At 59.7% G+C, this 18,032-nt stretch carries 19 protein-coding genes; 4 read left to right on the top strand and 15 right to left on the bottom strand.

Annotated elements, in window-relative coordinates; genetic code table 11:
- Positions 1 to 82: 82 nt before the first annotated feature.
- The 3 genes from AC13QE_RS00445 to AC13QE_RS00435 form a co-directional block, all read right to left on the bottom strand.
- The gene (locus AC13QE_RS00445; protein ID WP_488482115.1) at positions 83 to 727 is read right to left on the bottom strand and encodes a glutathione S-transferase family protein; all 645 of its coding nucleotides are present in this window, start codon (positions 725 to 727) and stop codon (positions 83 to 85) included.
- A gap of 175 nt (positions 728 to 902) precedes the next feature.
- Complete coding sequence (locus AC13QE_RS00440; protein ID WP_488482114.1) at positions 903 to 1,481, bottom strand: flavodoxin family protein; 579 nt, start codon at positions 1,479 to 1,481, stop codon at positions 903 to 905.
- Between the two features lie 190 nt (positions 1,482 to 1,671).
- Positions 1,672 to 2,031 carry a DoxX family protein gene (locus AC13QE_RS00435; RefSeq protein ID WP_488482113.1) on the bottom strand — a complete coding sequence of 120 codons (360 nt, stop codon included), beginning with the start codon at positions 2,029 to 2,031 and terminating at the stop codon, positions 1,672 to 1,674.
- Positions 2,032 to 2,173: 142 nt separating this feature from the next.
- Between AC13QE_RS00435 and AC13QE_RS00430 the strand changes: the two genes are divergently transcribed.
- On the top strand, positions 2,174 to 2,752 hold the full coding sequence (locus AC13QE_RS00430; RefSeq protein WP_488482850.1) for a TetR/AcrR family transcriptional regulator: 579 nt from the start codon (positions 2,174 to 2,176) through the stop codon (positions 2,750 to 2,752).
- Positions 2,753 to 3,024: 272 nt separating this feature from the next.
- Here AC13QE_RS00430 and AC13QE_RS00425 read toward each other — a convergent pair whose 3' ends face one another.
- Together AC13QE_RS00425 and AC13QE_RS00420 are read right to left on the bottom strand one after the other, a co-directional pair.
- On the bottom strand, positions 3,025 to 3,384 hold the full coding sequence (locus tag AC13QE_RS00425) for a hypothetical protein (protein ID WP_488482112.1): 360 nt from the start codon (positions 3,382 to 3,384) through the stop codon (positions 3,025 to 3,027).
- A 123-nt stretch (positions 3,385 to 3,507) separates the two neighbouring features.
- On the bottom strand, positions 3,508 to 4,941 hold the full coding sequence (locus AC13QE_RS00420; RefSeq protein WP_488482111.1) for an MFS transporter: 1,434 nt from the start codon (positions 4,939 to 4,941) through the stop codon (positions 3,508 to 3,510).
- Between the two features lie 101 nt (positions 4,942 to 5,042).
- Between AC13QE_RS00420 and AC13QE_RS00415 the strand changes: the two genes are divergently transcribed.
- Positions 5,043 to 5,657 (top strand): TetR/AcrR family transcriptional regulator, encoded by a 615-nt coding sequence (locus tag AC13QE_RS00415; protein ID WP_488482110.1) that lies wholly within the window; start codon positions 5,043 to 5,045, stop codon positions 5,655 to 5,657.
- 42 nt (positions 5,658 to 5,699) lie between these two features.
- Here the strand turns inward: AC13QE_RS00415 and AC13QE_RS00410 are convergent, their stop codons facing one another.
- Positions 5,700 to 6,680: an AraC family transcriptional regulator gene (locus AC13QE_RS00410; RefSeq protein ID WP_488482109.1), complete on the bottom strand. Its 981-nt coding sequence runs from the start codon at positions 6,678 to 6,680 to the stop codon at positions 5,700 to 5,702.
- Positions 6,681 to 6,778: 98 nt separating this feature from the next.
- Between AC13QE_RS00410 and AC13QE_RS00405 the strand changes: the two genes are divergently transcribed.
- A complete protein-coding gene (locus tag AC13QE_RS00405) occupies positions 6,779 to 8,002 on the top strand; it encodes an MFS transporter (RefSeq protein WP_488482108.1) in 1,224 nt (407 codons plus the stop codon).
- 236 nt (positions 8,003 to 8,238) lie between these two features.
- Here the strand turns inward: AC13QE_RS00405 and AC13QE_RS00400 are convergent, their stop codons facing one another.
- The gene (locus AC13QE_RS00400; RefSeq protein ID WP_488482107.1) at positions 8,239 to 9,129 is read right to left on the bottom strand and encodes a LysR family transcriptional regulator; all 891 of its coding nucleotides are present in this window, start codon (positions 9,127 to 9,129) and stop codon (positions 8,239 to 8,241) included.
- Positions 9,130 to 9,235: 106 nt separating this feature from the next.
- Here AC13QE_RS00400 and AC13QE_RS00395 point away from each other — a divergent pair, with 106 nt between their 5' ends.
- Entirely contained in the window at positions 9,236 to 10,105 is an 870-nt protein-coding gene (locus tag AC13QE_RS00395) for an SDR family oxidoreductase (protein ID WP_488482106.1), read from the top strand.
- 220 nt (positions 10,106 to 10,325) lie between these two features.
- On the opposite strand, the gene AC13QE_RS00390 is transcribed toward AC13QE_RS00395, so the two are convergent.
- From AC13QE_RS00390 to AC13QE_RS00355, 8 genes are all read right to left on the bottom strand, one after another.
- On the bottom strand, positions 10,326 to 10,751 hold the full coding sequence (locus AC13QE_RS00390) for a DUF4168 domain-containing protein (RefSeq protein ID WP_132720400.1): 426 nt from the start codon (positions 10,749 to 10,751) through the stop codon (positions 10,326 to 10,328).
- Positions 10,752 to 11,217: 466 nt separating this feature from the next.
- Positions 11,218 to 12,126, bottom strand: coding sequence for a 5-dehydro-4-deoxyglucarate dehydratase (kdgD, locus tag AC13QE_RS00385; RefSeq protein ID WP_488482105.1), 909 nt, complete (start codon positions 12,124 to 12,126; stop codon positions 11,218 to 11,220).
- Positions 12,127 to 12,163: 37 nt separating this feature from the next.
- A complete protein-coding gene (locus tag AC13QE_RS00380; RefSeq protein ID WP_488482104.1) occupies positions 12,164 to 13,138 on the bottom strand; it encodes a mannonate dehydratase in 975 nt (324 codons plus the stop codon).
- A gap of 375 nt (positions 13,139 to 13,513) precedes the next feature.
- Positions 13,514 to 14,311, bottom strand: a complete 798-nt coding sequence (locus AC13QE_RS00375; protein WP_488482103.1) for a glycerophosphodiester phosphodiesterase — start codon at positions 14,309 to 14,311, stop codon at positions 13,514 to 13,516.
- A 38-nt stretch (positions 14,312 to 14,349) separates the two neighbouring features.
- Complete coding sequence (locus AC13QE_RS00370) at positions 14,350 to 15,240, bottom strand: ABC transporter permease (protein WP_488482102.1); 891 nt, start codon at positions 15,238 to 15,240, stop codon at positions 14,350 to 14,352.
- Between the two features lie 24 nt (positions 15,241 to 15,264).
- Positions 15,265 to 16,191 carry an ABC transporter permease gene (locus AC13QE_RS00365; protein ID WP_488482101.1) on the bottom strand — a complete coding sequence of 309 codons (927 nt, stop codon included), beginning with the start codon at positions 16,189 to 16,191 and terminating at the stop codon, positions 15,265 to 15,267.
- Positions 16,192 to 16,202: 11 nt separating this feature from the next.
- On the bottom strand, positions 16,203 to 17,069 hold the full coding sequence (locus tag AC13QE_RS00360; RefSeq protein WP_488482100.1) for an ABC transporter ATP-binding protein: 867 nt from the start codon (positions 17,067 to 17,069) through the stop codon (positions 16,203 to 16,205).
- Complete coding sequence (locus AC13QE_RS00355) at positions 17,062 to 18,030, bottom strand: ABC transporter ATP-binding protein (RefSeq protein WP_488482099.1); 969 nt, start codon at positions 18,028 to 18,030, stop codon at positions 17,062 to 17,064. The genes AC13QE_RS00360 and AC13QE_RS00355 overlap by 8 nt, the downstream gene beginning before the upstream one ends.
- Between the last annotated feature and the right edge of the window lie 2 nt (positions 18,031 to 18,032).

The following is an 18,032-nucleotide window of genomic DNA, read 5'->3' as shown; positions in this document are numbered from 1 at the left end:
AGGCAACGTCAGCTCGTTCGGAGCGCTCAATTAACTGAGCGGGCGAACCTGCGACGACAGCCAGCCTTTCGGCAAACCGCGATCAGCCACTCGATGCGGTGGTGAAAACCGCTAGCTGGGCGTCGAAAGCCCGCTGGAAGGCAGGCCGCGCTTCACCGCGCCTGACATAGGCGTGGAGATTCGGATATTCGTTCAGAATGCCCGATGCGTGCAGCCTGCGCAGCACCGATATCATCATCAGGTCGCCGGCACTGAATGCGCCCTCGAGCCAGTCGGCATCGCCAAGGCGAGCGGACAGGTCACCCAGTCGATCGCGGATGGCTTCTTCAACGAGCGGACGGCGCTGCTCGTACCAGGGCTCGTGGACGGCGCGGTTGATGATTGGCGGCTCCACCGTGTTAAGCGCGGCGAACATCCAGGCGATGGCGCGGGCACGGCCGTTTGCGTCGTCCGGCAGCAGGCCCTGGTGATGTTCTGCGATATGGAACACGATCGCCCCCGACTCGAAGAGAACGAGATCGCCTCGCTCATAGGTCGGGATTTGCCCGAAGGGCTGACGCGTGCGATGTGCGGGCTCCTTCATCGCTTTGAACGACACAAGGCGGACCTCGTAAGGCTCTCCCACTTCTTCAAGCGCCCAGCGAACCGGCATGTCCCGCGCCAGTCCCCGGCCGCGGTCGGGCGATCGTTCAAAGACAGTAATGATGGTTGGTATCTCGTTGCTCATCGTCCGCTCCATTTGTGGCGTGCTATCCCAGGGACGATTGAAGCCGGATCCGTCCGACACTGCGTCGAGGAAATTTTCCACCAGGGACGGGAGAAGAGGGTGTCCGGTATGCAAGAAACGGCCGCCTGCCCATAGGATCCAGCGACCGTTTACGCATTGAGAGCTAGCGCCGATATCAGGCGGCCTGAGCCGAAGCGAACCGCAACGCTATCCGTGCGACGCGCTCGCCGTAAGCGCGGGCGGTTTCCAGATCGCCGACCGACATTTCGCTCGGGGCTGCATCGGCGTCGGACTGCGCCATGGGCGCAATGTACGACCCCATCCTGTTGGCATCGTCGCGTTTCGATGCCTTCACGTTGGCCGGCTTCATACCCAGGCTGACCCAAAGACCGCCATGCTGCCCCGCCAGAAGAACGAAATATTCGAGGGTGTTGAGCTTGTCGCCGTTCAAGCTGGCGCTATTGGTGAATCCTCCGAAGACCTTGTCTTGCCATTTGTTGGCAAACCAGGCCTTCGAGGACGTGTCGGCAAACTTCTTAAACTGCCAGCTCGGACCACCCATGTAGGTCGGCGATCCGAAGATGATGGCGTCGGCGGCATCCAATGCGGCCCAGGCCTCATCTGAAAGGTTGCCGTCGGCGTCAATGGCGTAAAGCGTACCGCCCGCCCCTTCCGCGACGGCTTCCGCCATCCGCTGGGTGTGACCGTAACCGGAATGATAGACGACGGCTGTATTGGTTTTGCGATGTGACATGATGATCTGGCCTCCTTGGGGCCGTGGCTTTGCGCAGTCCGGAGGCGATTTCGCTCCGTACGGCGCCTTCTTTCAAAAGAGGTTGATGGGGAGCGTTCGCATGACGCCCCAACGTCTGGCTATGGAAAGCTTTAGCCAGCCAATTACGTGCAGGTTCTCAGGGTAATGGACTCATGTGCTACGCGAGTACTCAAACATGGCTGCCGACACCAACCAGTGTCAGCAACAGCAGGAACAGCACCGGCGGCGGGAGCTCTCGATAGTTCCGGATACGGACAATAGCCGCGATCGCAGCGAGCATGATACAGGTGCCCAAAGCGACGCCTATATATCGGCTGCTGGCTATAATCAGCAGCACTGCGGTTAGAAGTTCGAGCGCACCTGTGACCCAGCACCACCAGAATGGAAATCCAAGCTGCACGAAGCCCGCGCGGACTTTTGAGTGGCCACTCATGTTCACTATGGCCCCGACGAGAAACGCGGCTGCAGACAGCCAGACGAGGACGGTATTGAGCACCGTTGTGCCCGTGAAAATTTGAACTGAATCCATTGCTATCTCTTCTCCGATACGCCGCGTCGCGACCAGCTCTTATAGCGCCATCATATATTCTAGCGCCGCTAGTTTGTCAATCGACGTTCTTTTTGATAGCCTCAGGATCAGGGAATTCGTACGAATGAAGACGGGAGCCAAGGTGGGTATCAGCGAACGCAAGGCCCGGGAAAGGGAAGAACGAGGCCGCAGGATCGTTGTCGCTGCGAGGACGATCGCCGAACGAGACGGCTGGGCTTCGGTCACGATCCGGCGTCTCGCCGACGAGATCGAATACAGCCAGCCCGTTCTCTATTCGCATTTCCAAAACCGCGATGAAATCGTCGGCGCGGTCGCGCTCGAGGGATTCGGAGAGTTGGCCGTAATCCTCCGCGCCGCGATCCGGCCGTTGTCCACGCCCGAGGAAGCGGTAGAAAGCGTGGCGACCGCCTATCTCGATTTCGCCTTCGCCCGACCGGCGATGTACGAGGCGATGTTTATCCTACCCACCGGTCTACGCTTCGCCAGATCCGATACGCCAACGCAGCTCCGAGAGGGCTTCGGAGCCATGGCAACGGTGATCGCGCCCTTCGCCCAGGATGTAGATACCGCCACGGAAACTTTCTGGGCAGCGCTCCACGGATTGGCGGAGCTTGAGCGCCACGGCAGAATAAGGCCCGCTTTCCGGTCTCAGCGCATCACCCTCATCATGCGGATGGTGTCGGGTCAGCTCCAGCGATAAATCTTGCGAGTAATGGGATGTCGCGGCAGGGAAGTGGGGAACGAAGGGCCTCAATCTTCGGAATTTGCTCGCTGCTGACGGGAGCTCGGTTTACTGAAACTCGCGGAGTTCACCTTCAGTATATCGATATGCAAATCGGAGATTACCCCAACCCGATACCGAGCAACGTTACTAGGAGCCTAGATTTCCGGTGGCTCGGGATGGAAACTCGGTCTTGATTTGCGGGCATCAGATGTCCGATCGCCCTAAGCAGTCGCTGGGGATTTCATTATTCAGACCAAATGCTCCAGAAATGTCCGCTCGTAGCTTTTAAACGGTGGGTTTGTCCGATATCGCGAATTCGCTTCGATACCATCGGGATCTCTTCCGACCTCCTCCCGATATCGCAGATAACTCGCGTCGTCAGGAAATGTGAAACGCGCAACGGCGACAACGGACGTGTCCTCATGGCCAACTCCCGGAAAACTCATGGTGGCGCCAATAGGAGCCTGTCGAGAAATGAGATATCCGTCGTGCTTTCCGCCGTGACGCTCGATGAGCTCCTTCCAAGTCTGCGCGTAGATCTTGAATTCGTCCAGGCCGTCTCGATCGATGTGATAACGAACTTCACAAACCAAATATGCCTCAGCCATTGGAGCTCCCCTCGACTATCAATAAGCATGCTTCCGCTCGCGAACGATGATTTCAAACACGTTGGCTGCCAAGGGACAAAATGCATGAGCTTTTTTCCACTATATGGCGATCCTGGTTGGTCGTTACTGCGATTCCCTTGGTCTGATTAGCGTTGCCACGGCAATAACCGTGGCAATAATGCCGCCCGCCGCGCAAAGCCAAAAGGCGAGACGAACGCCGCTCGCGAGATCGCTGGCCGACACCTTGCCCCCTGCGAAACCGGCATAGGCATTGGCAAAACCAACGAGGACAGCAAGGCCAACGGCGTTGCCGATGTTCATCGTGGTCGACGCCATTCCTGATGCAACGCCCTGTTCGTGATCCGGCACTCCGGAACCGGCAATGATCCACATTGCGGTCCAAACGACGCCCTGACCGATCCCCGAGACGAGCAGACCCGGAACGATGGCCGCATAGCTGCTTTCGGGCCACGCCCCGGCCACCATGATGACTGTACCCGCCGCCCCTACTAGCATTCCCGCGATCAATGTCGATCGCGCCGAAAAGCGCGACGCATACCGCTCGCCGATTTGAGTACCGGCAGCAATGGCAAGCGAGGGAACGAGGAAGGCAAGACCTGTCTCCGAAGCCGTGAAGTGGTGGATATCCTGAAACAGCACCGTCAGGAAATAGGGCAGGGCTCCGAACGTACCCATGTAGAGAAAGGTGATGGCCATGCTCGTCACAAGCATGCGGTTGCCGAATAGTCTCAGAGGCATCAATGGATCGCGACTTTGCGATTCGATGATCATGAACGCCAGCAGTAGAAGCGCCGATAGACCGAAGGCCCAGAGAATAGGTGCGGCACCCCACCCGAACACCGGTCCCTGGACGAGTGCGAACACCAGCAGAGTGGCGCCTCCCGTAACCGTCAGCGCTCCCGACAAGTCGAAGGAGCGGCCATGAGACACACGAGGATCTCGCGGGATGACGAAAAGGGCTGCAACGATCGCGATCAAGGCGAGGAAGACATTGACGAAAAACACCGATGGCCAGCCAAAAGCGCTCGTTAGAAAGCCGCCGGCAAGCGATCCGATCGTAAGACCGCTGGCACCGGCGCCTCCCCAGACTGCCAGAGCACGGTTGCGCGCTGCCCCCTCCGCAAACAAGCGGTTGACGAGCGAAAGCGTGGCAGGAAAGAGAAAAGCGCCGCCGATGCCTTGGACGGCTCGCGCTGCGATGATGACTGCGGGCTCCCAGGCCAATCCCCCCACCAGTGAGGATATCGCATAGAGCCCGAGCGCCGTGATAAACAATCGGCGTTGGCCGATGAGGTCCGCCGCACGCCCGCCGAAGAGCAGAAAACCGCCGCAGAAGACCGTGTAGGCGCTGACGACCCATTGCAGGGTCTGACCGGAAAAGTTGAGACCCTCGCCGATTTTGGGCAAGGCGACGAAGACGATGTTGATATCGAGCGAGATGATCAACTGTGCAAATGCGAGGAGCGCCAACGCAGCCGCCCGGTTGAAATTCGCCGCGCCTGCCCCGACTGATGGTCTTTCTGCAATGTGGTCCATTTATCATCTCCATCAATTCTTTGTTGATCAACAAATAATGTTAGGCTTGCATAGCCGAGTCAAGGCTATTATTTGTTAAATGACAAAGATTGAGGTTAAGCATGGCAGGACGGCCGCGGGAATTTGATCGTGATGAGGCGTTGGCCAAAGCCCGCGACCTCTTCTGGGAGCGAGGCTACGAAGGCGTCTCGATGTCCGACCTCGTCGACGCCATGGGCATCGCGTCGGCGCGCATCTATGCCGCTTTCGAATCGAAAGAGGCGCTGTTCCAGGAAGCGGTCATGCTGTACGCCTCCGGCGAGGGCGGATTTGCCACCCGCGCCCTGGCTGAGGAATCGACTATTCTCGATGCCTTCGAGCGGCTTCTGCGGGATGCGATCCTGCTCTACACGCGTCCAAATCACCCGCACGGCTGCATGATCGTGATGGCGGCGACCAACTATACGATCAATAACCAGGCTGTCCGCACGCGGCTCGGCCGATACCGGCGGGACCGCGCTGCGTCCCTACACGAGCGTCTGAAAATGGCATCGGAGGCTGGCGAGTTGAAACCTGATGCCGACCCGCGCGCGCTGGCGGAATTCTACGCCGCCTTTCTTCACGGCCTATCGGTGCAGGCGGCAGACGGCGTACCAAGAGACATGCTTCTGTCTACATTGTCTCACGCGCTATTGCCGTTGAAGAGCGCGTTATTGGCCAAGGCTGACGATCTCTGAACCGATTGTCGCCGGTATTGCACATTGTCGATGGTCAGAGCGTCAATCCACAGGGAGCGAATTCGTTTCAGCTACGCTGCTATTGCGGAACTGGCTCGGTGGAGCACCGATAATACGCTTGAAGGCGCGGCTGAACGATGCTTCGGCGTCGTAGCCCAATCTCTGTGCGACCACGGACACGCGCATTCCATTGCGCAGCCATTGAAGAGCTTGATGCATGCGCACCCTCGCCACGTAGCGCGCCGGCGTTTCACCCACGACCTTCAGGAAGCGCTCGGCGAAACCCGACCGTGAGACGCCCATCAGGTTCGCAAGCGCCGCCAAGCTCCAGTCACGGTCCGGCTCGAGGTGAATTGCAGCCAGCACCCGGCCGATTTCAGGATTGCGCACCGCGGCAATCCAGCCGGTGGTATCGCCGCAGCCATGTTCGACCCACGTCCTAATCAATGTTGCGGTCAAGACATCGGCAAGCCTTGCCAGTATGCCTCCCGCGCCAACCCGATCCATCTGCACTTCACGCGTCATGGCGTCGAGCAAATGCGGAATCGCCGGCTCGTTCTTGGCCAGATCGCTGGTGAGCATGGTGTCGGGCATCAATCGCAGCAGCGGATGAAGGTTGTCGATATTGAAGCGCATCGCCGCGGTCAAAGCCACCGTTCCCCCACAGGCATCGGAGCACTGGAGATCGAAGACATCCCGGCAGACTTCCTTGCGGTCAAATTGCTCGAAAGGCACAGGCGGAATGCCTGGCTCGCTTGCAATCATATGCGCATTGCCACGCGGCAGAAGCGCAGCATCGCCGGCTCCCAACGGAAGCCAATCGCCTGAAGGCGCCTGAAGCCAGGCGGAGCCAGATGAAATGAAATGCAATCTCGCCGACGACTGCGGCGCAAAATAGGTCGCCCACGGTTCGGAGAGTCGACAGCGACTATATTCAACGCCATCAAGCCGCAAACCCCTCAGCATCTCGCTCAGGGCATCAGGAGTCTCGCCAGCATTATCTTTGGACGAATAGTCAAGCATCTCGGATTTCCTAGCATGGAAAGTACAGACTGTCACGACTACCTTTTCGCTCAATGGCATCAATGCGCGCCAAGACATCTTAATATAGGACCGCCCCCATGGCAGAGAGCAATTTCAAGCCCATTTCATCTCCTCACAATCAACCGACGGAGGAGACATCCAGCAGACCCAGATGGGATGCCGTCGTCGCCCTGGCGCTCGGCGTCTTCGGTCTCGTTACGGCGGAATTTCTGCCGGCCAGCCTGCTCACCCCGATCTCTTCCGATCTTGGTCTCTCTGCTGGGGAGACCGGCCAAACGGTGACTGTAACGGCTGTCGTCGCTGCATTTGCAGGCCCCGGTATCGTCATAGCCACGCGAAATTTCGATAGGCGCCGCGTGCTGTTTGGCCTGACTGCTCTTTTGATCCTTTCCTGCGCCCTGGCGGCAACCGCCAACAATTTGATTTCACTCCTCGTATCACGAGTTCTGCTGGGTGTCGGGCTCGGCGGTTTCTGGGCGATGGCCGGCGCGCTTGCAATGCGGCTGGTCCCGATCGAACATCTTCCACGGGCGATGGCGATGATCTTTACCGGCGTCTCCCTCGCCACCGTCACGGCAGCCCCGCTCGGCTCCTATGTGGGGTCGACTCTTGGATGGAGAGCTTCCTTCGTCCTGGCCGGAGCCGTCGGCGTGCTTGCATTGATTGCCCAGGCTGTCACCGTGCCATCGTTGCCACCAGCCGGTCACGCAGGCTTGTCAACGCTCGGCGCCGTTCTGACGCGGCCTAAGATCCGGGTGGGTCTGATCACGACACTTCTCATCGTTGCAGGCCATTTTGCCGGCTTCACTTATATTCGCCCGTATCTGGAAGGTATCGCCCACCTCAAGGTCGAGATGGTGTCGCTGGTGCTCCTCGCCTACGGCGTCAGTGGTTTCTTCGGCAATATTGTCGGTGGCATGATCGCGGAGCGCAGCGCTGCTGTTGGCACCGTCTTCTCATCGAGCCTGATCGCCGTTGCCGCCGCTATCTTCGTAACCGTGGGCGCATCCGAGCTCGCGGCGATTGTCGGAGTTGCCATTTGGGGTTTCGCCTTCGGCGCCTTCCCCGTCTCCATCCAGAGCTACATAACGCGGGCTGCTCCCGACGAAGCTGAAAGCGCAGGAGCATTGCTTCTGACAGCTTTCCAGGTCGCTATTTCGAGCGGAGCGGTCCTGGGCGGCGTACTGATCGATCTGCAGGGGCCGCTGGGCGTCATGTCGTTCCTTGGGGCGGCATGCCTTGCGGGAACCATCGTGATGGCAGCACGCGGCGGCAAACAGACCGCGCTCGCTCAAAGCTGACGAGTGAGATCACAGCGTCTGCTCCGATTATCGAGGGTAGCTTTCGAGCTGCAGATACGGCAGCGATCGGAAGCACCCTCGGTTTCCAAAGTAGGGAGCAATCGAAACATTCGCTCGCGCTGCAGCGATCGAGATAGCTCCAGTCTGTGGACCAACGGCCTTTCGCCCGGCGTTATGGGCGCTCAGCCAGACAGACACCGGGCCATGCTCCTGCCTTATGGCTCGGCAATAGGCCGTCATTCCATATAGGCCGCAAGCTCCTCAGGCGTTCCCCGAGGAAAAGCTTCCTTAAGATAGTCCAGAAATGCAGACACGCGGGCGCTGAGCAGCCGCCGCGTCGGGTATAGCGCCCAAAGGGCAGTCTGAAATCCTTCCACCTCACCCCAACTCACCAGCCTGCCAATGGCCAGATCCGGAATGGCGAGCGATAGGGGTAGGCGCGCCGCACCCGCGCCAGCGCGGACGGCATCGCGAACCATGATGAAGGAGGAGACGCTCAGAACCGGCCTTGCCACAAGGCTGAATTTTTCCGCTGAACTCGTCACCTCCCACGATTCGGCCTGGTTCATCGCTCCACGACTGACGGCGGGAACGGCATTGCGGCCTGCTGGACGCGGCAGGTCGGGACTTGCCACGACAACAAGCCGATCATGCAGGAAGACGCGGCCGACAAGACTTTCATCCGGCTCCGGATTCACGCGAATGACCACATCATAGGCTTCCTCGATCATGTCGACGGCCCGGTCTTCCGTCGTGATCTCAAGCTGAACTTCGGGATATTTCCGGACGAATCCTGCTGCAAGCTTTCCCAACGCCGTTTGCGAGAACAGCAAGGGCGCGCTGATCCTCAACCGGCCGCGGGGGCTATGTCCGCCCGATGCGATCGCCTTTGCCGTTTCGTCGAGCTCGGTCAGCAGCGCGCCCGTTCGCTCGAAGAGTGCACGCCCCTCCTCCGTCAGTTTCAGCATCCGTGCACCGCGCTCGAACAGGCGCAGGTCGAGACTTGCCTCCAGCTCGGCCACGCGCCGTGACAAGGTTGCCTTCGGACGACCGGCTGCGCGAGCGGCCCTTCCGAACCCGCCGTGGCGGGCGACCAGATTGAAATCGGCGAGAGCGAGCAGGTCCATGTGTTTCACCAGTGAGACAGTGGGTCCAAATAGAACGTCTATCGGGATCAATGTGGATCATTAAATTGATGACTGTCAATTGAACATCCCAACTGGAGTCACCACAATGACCATTCTCGTTACAGGCGCCACTGGCCGTGTCGGCCACCATGTCGTCGATCAACTCGTCAAGCGCGGCGCAAAGGTCCGCGTGTTGACCCGCGACCCCTCGAAGGCCAATGTCCCGGCCGGCGTCGAAGTTGCCCAAGGCGACCTGCTCGACATTGATGCCCTGCGCAGCGCCTTCCATGGCGTCAGCACGCTCTTCCTGCTGAATGCCGTTACCGGCGATGAATTCGCCCAGGCGATCATCACGCTCAACATCGCCCGCGAGGCAGGCGTCGAACGCGTCGTCTATCTCTCTGTGTTCGAAGCCGATCGCGCGGTGAACGTGCCGCATTTCGCCGTCAAGTTCGGCGCCGAGCGCATGCTCGTGCAGATGGGCTTCAGTGCCACCATCCTGCGCGCGACCTACTTCATCGACAATGAACTGATGATCAAGGACGTCATCCTCAATCACGGCGTCTATCCGATGCCGATCGGCAGCAAGGGTATTGCCATGGTGGACGCCCGCGATATCGCCGAGGTTGCCGCCATCGAGCTGATCCGCCGCGACGAGGCTCCCGGCAAGCTGCCGATCGAGACGATCAACCTCGTCGGCCCCGACACGCTGACCGGCCCGGATGTGGCCAAGATCTGGTCGGACCTGCTCGGCCGCCCGGTTGTCTACGGCGGCGATGATCCGAGCGGGTTCGAGCAGAACGTGGCGAGCTTCATGCCAAAGTGGACCGCCTATGAGATGCGCCTGATGGCGGAACGATATGTCAGCGACGGCATGATCCCCGAGATCGGCGACGTCGAGCGGCTGACCGCGATTTTGGGTCGTCCACTGCACAACTATCGCGACTTCGCAGCGGCGATTGCGAACGCAGCATAGCCCTAGCTGCTCATCTCAACTTCGCCTAGAAATCCGTCGTGATTTATTCAGCTACCGCTATGCTGGTGAAGCTCTCGGCAAAATCGTGCTGAAAGCAACGGCCCGGTAAGCCGCAATGACCGCTTTCAAACAATGGCATAAAATACGGCCGCCGCCGCGCCAAGATTGAAGCTCTTGGCGCGGCGGCATGAGATCAACTTACCTGGAGATCGTGCGCCGCCTATTGCTGTGCAGGCTCGGCTTTCTGGATCTTGTCCTGGACTTTCTTCACAAGCGCCGGATCACTCTTTGCGGCCGTCAGAATTGCGTTATATTCGTTCACCGACATGCCCGGCGAGGTCTGGACGGCTTGCACCATCTGCTTGCTTGCCTCGGTCTGGAGCTGTTGCTTCGCAGTTGGATCCTGCGTTGCGCCGATCTTGGCCGAATATTCCTGCCTGATCTTGTCCACCTGGAGATAAGCGACGGCAAAGGCCTCTATTTTCTGGTCGCTGACGGGTGCAGCAGCAGCATTGCTGTCGGGCTGCTGCGCTTGCGCAGGTGGCTGCCCTTGTGTTGCTTGCTGCGCAAAGGCCTGGTTGCCGAGAACCATCAAGCTCAAGACTGCGGCGGTCAGCGATACAGCGGGGATATGACGAACAATCATCTCAATTCCTCTTCAGTCGTGCGGGGGAACACCTCTTTGACGGCGTAAAGCTAGGGGTGACATATCGTTTTGATATCACCGCCAGTTAGGTTTCAGGAACGATCCGGCGGCAATGTGGCCCTCAAACGGTTTCTATGGGGTCATAGCGCGGCGACGTGTTGGCGATAGAACGGCAGCTTTATGGCAGCAGTTCCGCTTCGGCGCGGGTTTCTTGCCAAGGTGACAAGCATCGTTACGGGATGTGAAAGCCTGCGAAGTTCACGATGGCGACTGATCCTTGGCCGTAGTTGCCATAGTTATGGTGTGACCATCTCGCCGGTGAGGGCGACGGAATAACGATCGAACGGCCCGGAGCGTACTGTTCGCCCGGGGGATACAGCTCACTGAAATTCTGAATCGCTCTCTCTTTTCCCGCAATTACCAACGGAAAACCGCTGCGCACTTTTCCTGGAATTGCGCTATCGGTTTAAGCTGCCTTGGCCATCTCGATAATCTTGGCGAGTGCTGACAGCTCCTCCGGCGTCAGATCAGTCAATGGTGGCCGCACCGGGCCGGGATCTTTGCCGAGAACGTGCAAGCCGGCCTTGATAATCGAGACCGCATAGCCTTTCTTTCGATTGCGCAGGGCGACGAAGGGGAAGAAGAAGCCCGTGAGGATTTCGTCCACCGTTGCCTGGTCTGCGCGCCGCAACGCACTGTAAAAACGCTGGGCCAGCGCGGGGATGAAGTTGAAGACGGCGGAGGAATAGGTGGTGACACCGGCAGCGAAATAGGCTTGGGCATAGACTTCATGGGTCGGCATGCCGCCGACATAGACAAGACGGTCCTTGAGGGTCGTCGTGATCTCGATCACCTTATCGACATCGCCGACCCCATCCTTGCAGCCGATGAGATTGGGACACTCGTCGGCAAGCCGCGCGATGCTGTCGGCGCTGAGCACCGCATTGTCCCGATTATAGATGATGACCCCGATCCCCACGGATTGGCAGACCGCCTTGACATGGGCGATGAGACCCGCCTGTTCCGAAGACATGAGGTAGGGCGGCAAAAGCAGCACCCCATCGGCTCCGGCCTTCTCGGCCGACTTGGCGATCTCGACGGCAAGCGACGTGCCGTAGCCTGCTCCGGAGATGATCGGCGTATTGCCGGCGGATGCCTTCGCGGCGCGGACAACCTGCGGGATTTCGGCAGGATTGAGGGAGAAGAATTCACCTGTTCCGCCGGCCGCAAAAAGGGCTGCAGCATCATAGCCTGCCAGCCATTCGACATGGCGGCGGTATTTCGCCTCGTCGAATTTGAGATCGCTGTCGAAATGGGTGACCGGGAAGGACAGCAGACCGCTGCCAACCGCCTTTTTCAGTTCAATCGGGTCCATCTTGGAATCCTATCGTCGATTGGTATGACAACGATTCTCAGGCGCCTTCGAGCGACTGAATGAGGGCGGCGATGTAGCCGTAGCAGAAGGCGAAAGCGACGCCGGTCGGGTCCCGGCCACTGATGGTCGGCACATGATCGGGCATCAGCATGTATTGATAGCCGACCTCTTTGTAGACCTTCGCGGAACGAACCATGTCCATGTCGCCCTCATCCGGGAAAGTCTCCATGAAGGAGAGCTTGCCGCCGCGAATGTTGCGGAAATGGACGTTGAAGAGTTTGCCGCGCGTGCCGAACCAGCGAATGATGTCGTCGATCTCCTCCCTCGGATTGTCGAGCATCTCGCCGACCGATCCCTGGCAGAAGTTCAGTCCATGATAGGGGCTTTCGCGCGTCAGCACGAATTTCTTCAAGCCTTCGACGGAGCCAAGCACACGGGTGACGCCCCTATAGCCTGGCGGCGTATAGGGATCATGCGGGTGGCAGGCGAGACGGACGCGATTGCTCTCCGCCACGGGCACGACGCGCTCGAGGAAATAGTCGATGCGCTCCCAATTCTCGTCCTCCGACAGGACGCCGGCAAGGCCGGGGGCAGCGTGGTGGTCCGCCTTGTCCCAGCGGAAGCTCGCATTCAGCGAACCGCCGCGGCCGGGCTCTTCCGGCGTGCGTGGAATGCCGATGAGGTTGAGGTTGTATTTTGCTGCAGGAATTCCCGCGGCCGCCACATCTTCGATGAGCTTGCAGACCGCATCGATCTGGCGATCACGATCCGGTCCGGCAAGCAGAATATCGGGGTAGGTCGCCTTCTCGATCGGCTGAGACGGCAAGGGAAGCTGGATCATGTCCAGAATCAGCCCGAAACTCTCGACCTTGTCGCGCAGGCGCTCAAGATCGGAAAGAGTCCAGCTTTCCGGCTTTCCCGGCGGGTCCGCGCAAATATGTTTCACCCCCAATTGAGCGAAAACGCGATAGTCGTCATCATCCCGCGCCTCGACCTGCGTTCCTACATACACGGAGTGTCTCTCCCACGAGATTGGTCTATATCATATGACATAATATGAATTTGTGGAGGAGTCGAGCGCTATTGCTCGGTGCTACTGAACATCACATGCGCATGCAAATTATGGCTCAGCGCACGGCCGATGGGGATTCAGGCCAATCCAAAAGAGTTTAAAATGGCGCTAATCTCACTAACATCATAATATGACTTGTAGGGACCAAGGCCCCAACCGCTCCTTCGTGAGGAATGCCGCGCCGGGTGCCTTGACCTGCATAGACCCAAGCAAAAAAGCCGAAATGGGGAACGGTACAGTGATGTGCCGGATCAGGAAGCAACAGAAGATTATCCGCCCTGTGACGGATAGCCATCCGCCCTTGATGCCCTCTTCTCAGGCGCTCGCGCCCAGCATGCGGAGGAAATCTACGTCATCGCCGATAAGGGCATCGACCAACCGATCCCGAATGCAGCTGCGAATCATAGGAAGCGGATCGCGGCCGCCCTGCCAGAACATGGCAAGCTTTTCCGGCAACGGCAGGCTCAAACGCACAGCAATGCCGGCTTCTTGTAGCGCCTCGGCGTCGGTGCGATGAAAACGGTTCAGTTCCAGCGAAACGCCGTCAATGCCCCCTGCACGCATCGAGGCGACAATGTCTACCGGACGATGGTGGAGGATCGCTTCCGTCTGCAGGCGCGGCTCGAGCTCCTTCACGCGCAACAGGTCAAGATGGTCGAAGGACGATATGGCGACATGCTCAAAAACATCGAGCTCCCGCAGTGTCGCGATCATGAGATCGATGAGGCGATCGGCACGCTCCGGTTCCTTCATTTCGATTGCGAGACGAGTATCCGTTTGCTTGGCCCACAGCAGCGTATCGGCAAGCGTCGGCACACGGGTCCCGGCGAAACGCGGATCGAATTTCGCACCGGCATCGAGCGAAAGAATGTGCTGGAGATCATGATCGGCAACGAAGCCGAAGCCGTTCGTCGTGCGATTGAGCGTTCTGTCGTGGACCACGACGATCTGGTCGTCGCGGGTCAGCATGAGGTCGATTTCGCACTCGTTGGCACCTGCGTTCACACCCTCCTGGAAGGCGAGAATGGTGTTTTCCGGGAAGCGTCGGCTGAAGCCGCGGTGAGCGGCAATGCGGAGCGAACCATGACGAGCAGCGTGAAGGGGCAAAGGCAATGTAAGTCTCCTTGGGGTCGGTTCTCTACGGGAGCAACCTAGTGAAGTGTCGGGTCGAGAACGTCGCGCAGATAGTCGCCGATCAGGCTGATCGACAGCGACAGGATGAAGATCACGATGCCCGGCAGGATCGCGATCCACCATTCGGTCATCACATAATCGCGGCCTGCACCGACCATGCTGCCAAGGCTGACGAGCGGCGGCTGGATGCCGAGGCCAAGGAAGCTCAGGGCCGATTCCTGCAAAAGGATCTCCGGCAGGACGATCGTTAGGTTGACGAGGACGACGGAGAGGATATTGGGCAGCACGTGCAGGAAGGCGATGCGCCCCGTTCCTGCACCATTTCGTCTCAGCGCCGCGACATAGCCGCGCTCGAGTTCCAGCCCGGCCATGGTCCGAACCAATCGCGCGTAACGCTCCCAGCCGTACAGGCCGAGCAATGCCATGAACAGCCAGAGATTGTCGCCAAAGAAGGCGAGGACGGCGAGCGCGATGATGAGGAACGGCATCGATGCCTGAAAATCCACTGCAACGCGGATCAGCATATCGGCAAATCCTCGGCCGAACGCGGCAAGCAGCCCCAGCACCGTGCCGAGCGCCAGGCTGATCGCCGATGCGCCGAGCGCGATCAGCAGGCTAGTGCGCAAGCCGTAGAAGATGCGGCTCAGAATATCCCGGCCAAGCTCGTCCGTGCCGAGAATATGCTTGAAGGAGCCGCCAAACAGGATCGGCGGCGCCTTGCGGGCATGAAGATCGATCTGTGCAAAACCATGAGGCGCAAGCAGATTGGCAAAGACCGCAACTATAATGAAGGCCACAAGGATAATGGCGCATATGGCCGTCATCAGATCGAACCGAAGCCTGGGCCGAAAAGATCGCTCCGATCTGGTCTTCGGGGAAGCATCGGCGCCGGTCGCTGCATTAGCCATGGCTTTTACCTTTCGAGCGGCCAATCAGGCCGATGCGCGATGCCGCAGACGCGGATCGGCTAGAATGTAGAGACAATCGATGAGGAGATTGGCAGTCACCATCGTCGCGGTAATGAGCAGCACGATGGTCTGCACGATGTTCAGATCGCGCTGCGCAACGGAGGAGACGAGAAAGCGGCCGACACCCGGCCAGGCATAGACGCTCTCGACCACGGCCGCGCCACCGATCATGCCGCCGACGAGGAAGCCGAGCATGGTCAGAAGCGGCAAGGCCGCATTCGGCATGATATGCCGCCACAGAAGAGCACTTTCGCCGATGCGCTTGGCGCGCGCTGCCAATATGAAGCGCTGGCCCAGCACTTCCAGCACGCTCGAGCGGACGAAGCGGGCGATGATGCCGGCATTGTAAAGGCCAATGACCAGAACGGGCATGACGAGATGCGCCATCGTCGATCCGCCGCCGCTCGGCAATATCCGCAAGGAGACGGCGAAAAGCTGAATGAGGAGGATGGCGATCAGGAAATTCGGCAGCGAATGCATCAGCACCGCAAGCGCCATGACGAAGCGATCAACTAGGCCGCCGCGGTTGCGTGCAGCCAGGATGCCGAACGGCACGCCGGCGCCGAACGCCAATATCAGCGCGGCACCCATCAATTCCAGCGTTGCCGGGACTTTCGACAGAACCAGTGTCAGCGCGTCCTGCCCGTTCAGCAGCGACGTTCCGAAGTCGCCGCGCAGAAGGTGGCCGAGATAAGCGAAATACTGGATGTAGAGCGGCTGATCGAGACCCCATTGCTGGCGCATCAGCGCCACCACTTCCGGCGGCGTCTCGATGGGCAACAGGGAATGCAGCGGGTCGCCGCTGACGCGCAGGATGACGAAGGTGAAGGTCATCGCCAGGAACAGGGTCACAAGTGCTCGCAGAAACGCCCGCAGGATGGATTGAAGCATTGCCTGTTCCTTCAGAGCGTTTCGAGTATCGCCGCTGCCTGCCGCGCTCTGCTGCGCCGGCCGCGAGGAACGGCCGACAGGAGTTTTGCGGTATAGGGGTGGACCGGATTTGCGAAGACTTCCTCCGTGGGACCGGTTTCCACGATCTGCCCCGCCTCCATGATCGCGACGCGATGCGAGACATGCCGAACTACCCGCACGTCATGGCTGATGAAGAGCAGCGACAGGCCGCGTGCCCGCTGCAAGTCGAGCAGGAGGTTCAACACCTGCGCCTGCACGGAAACGTCGAGCGCCGAGACCGGCTCGTCGCAGAGCAGAATTTGCGGTTCGACCACGAGGGCACGGGCGATGGCGACGCGCTGGCGCTGACCGCCGGAGAGCTGATGCGGAAATTTCTGCAAGGCAGAGACCGGCAGGCTGACGGCCTTGAAAACTTCTGCCGCGCGATCGAGCCGGCTTGACGGATAGCCTATGCCGTGGATGGTGAGCGTTTCCACCATCTGATGACCGACGCTTCGGCGCGGATCGAGCGCGCCCATCGTATCCTGCGAAATGACCTGCAGATGTTTTGCCAGACCACGCCGGTTCGGCTTCATCAGGCTCTTGAAAGACTGGCCGAACAGCGTGATTTCGCCTGATGTGGGCATACGATCGCCGCAGAGCAACGAGGCAAGCGTGGACTTGCCGCAACCGGACTCGCCGACGAGGCCGAGGGTCTCGCCGGGCTTCAATTCCAGGCTCACATCCTTGATGGCATGAAATCCCCTGGCGCGTCCCGGCCAAAGGGAAAAACCCGGCGCATAGGAGAACTGCAGATCGCGGGCGGCAAGTGCCGCACCAGCAATCTGCGTATCGGGTGTCATCTGCTTGTCAGGCATTATGGGAGCTCCATGGATTGAAGCAGGCAAGTGCCGCCGCACCGGCAATCAACGGCGGGACCTTCGTCGCGCAATTCGGCTCGGCGCGCGGACAACGAGGCGCGAAGGCGCAGGCCTGCGGCAGATCATCGTGCAATTTCAACTCACCGGGAATATCCGCGAGCCTCTCCAGCGGCCGGCCGCGCCCGGGCATGGCCTCCAGCAGCAGCCGTGTGTAGGGATGGCGTGGATTGTCGTAGAGATCATCCGTGCGATTGATCTCGACCAGCGATCCCGCGTACATGACCGCGATACGGTCACAGACCTCGGACACGAGATCGAGATCGTGGCTGATGAAAATCATGGGGATGCCACGCTCGCGCACCGCCTTGACCAGGAGAGCGACGACCTGCGCCTGCACCGTCACGTCAAGCGCCGTCGTAGGTTCGTCGGCAATGATCAGTCGCGGCTGCATGGCAAGCGCCGTGGCAATCATCACGCGCTGGCACATGCCGCCGGAAAATTGCGCGGGATAGGCATTGTAACGCGTCTCGGGTTGCGGAATGGCGACTTCCGCCAGAAGCCGGAGCGCTTCTTCCTTGGCTTCCTTCGCGGACATGCCGGCGCTGACAGCCGCCTCGGCGATCTGTGAGCCGATCGTACGGACCGGATCGAGGCAGGAGACGGGCTCCTGAAAGATCAGCCCGATGGGCGGCAGCTTTACCCGCGACCGCGGGCCGAACTCAGCCGCGTCATACATCGCATCCTGGAAGGAGATATAGCCCGTGGCGCTGGCGCTCGGCCCGAGAAGACCGGCAAGCGCCAGGCAGGTGAGGCTCTTTCCCGATCCGCTCTCGCCGACGATACCGAGGATTTCGCCCTCGGCAAGGTCGAAAGACACGTTGTTGACCGGATGAAACCGGCCGGCGCCCGTCCTGAACGAGACACTCAAATTGTCGACCGAGAGAACGGGCGTGGTCATTA

This window comes from Martinezella sp. CNPSo 3957 (genome assembly GCF_057784395.1).
The sequence above is the reverse complement of the archived record's forward strand: the minus strand, read 5'-3'. Positions and strand labels throughout refer to the sequence as shown.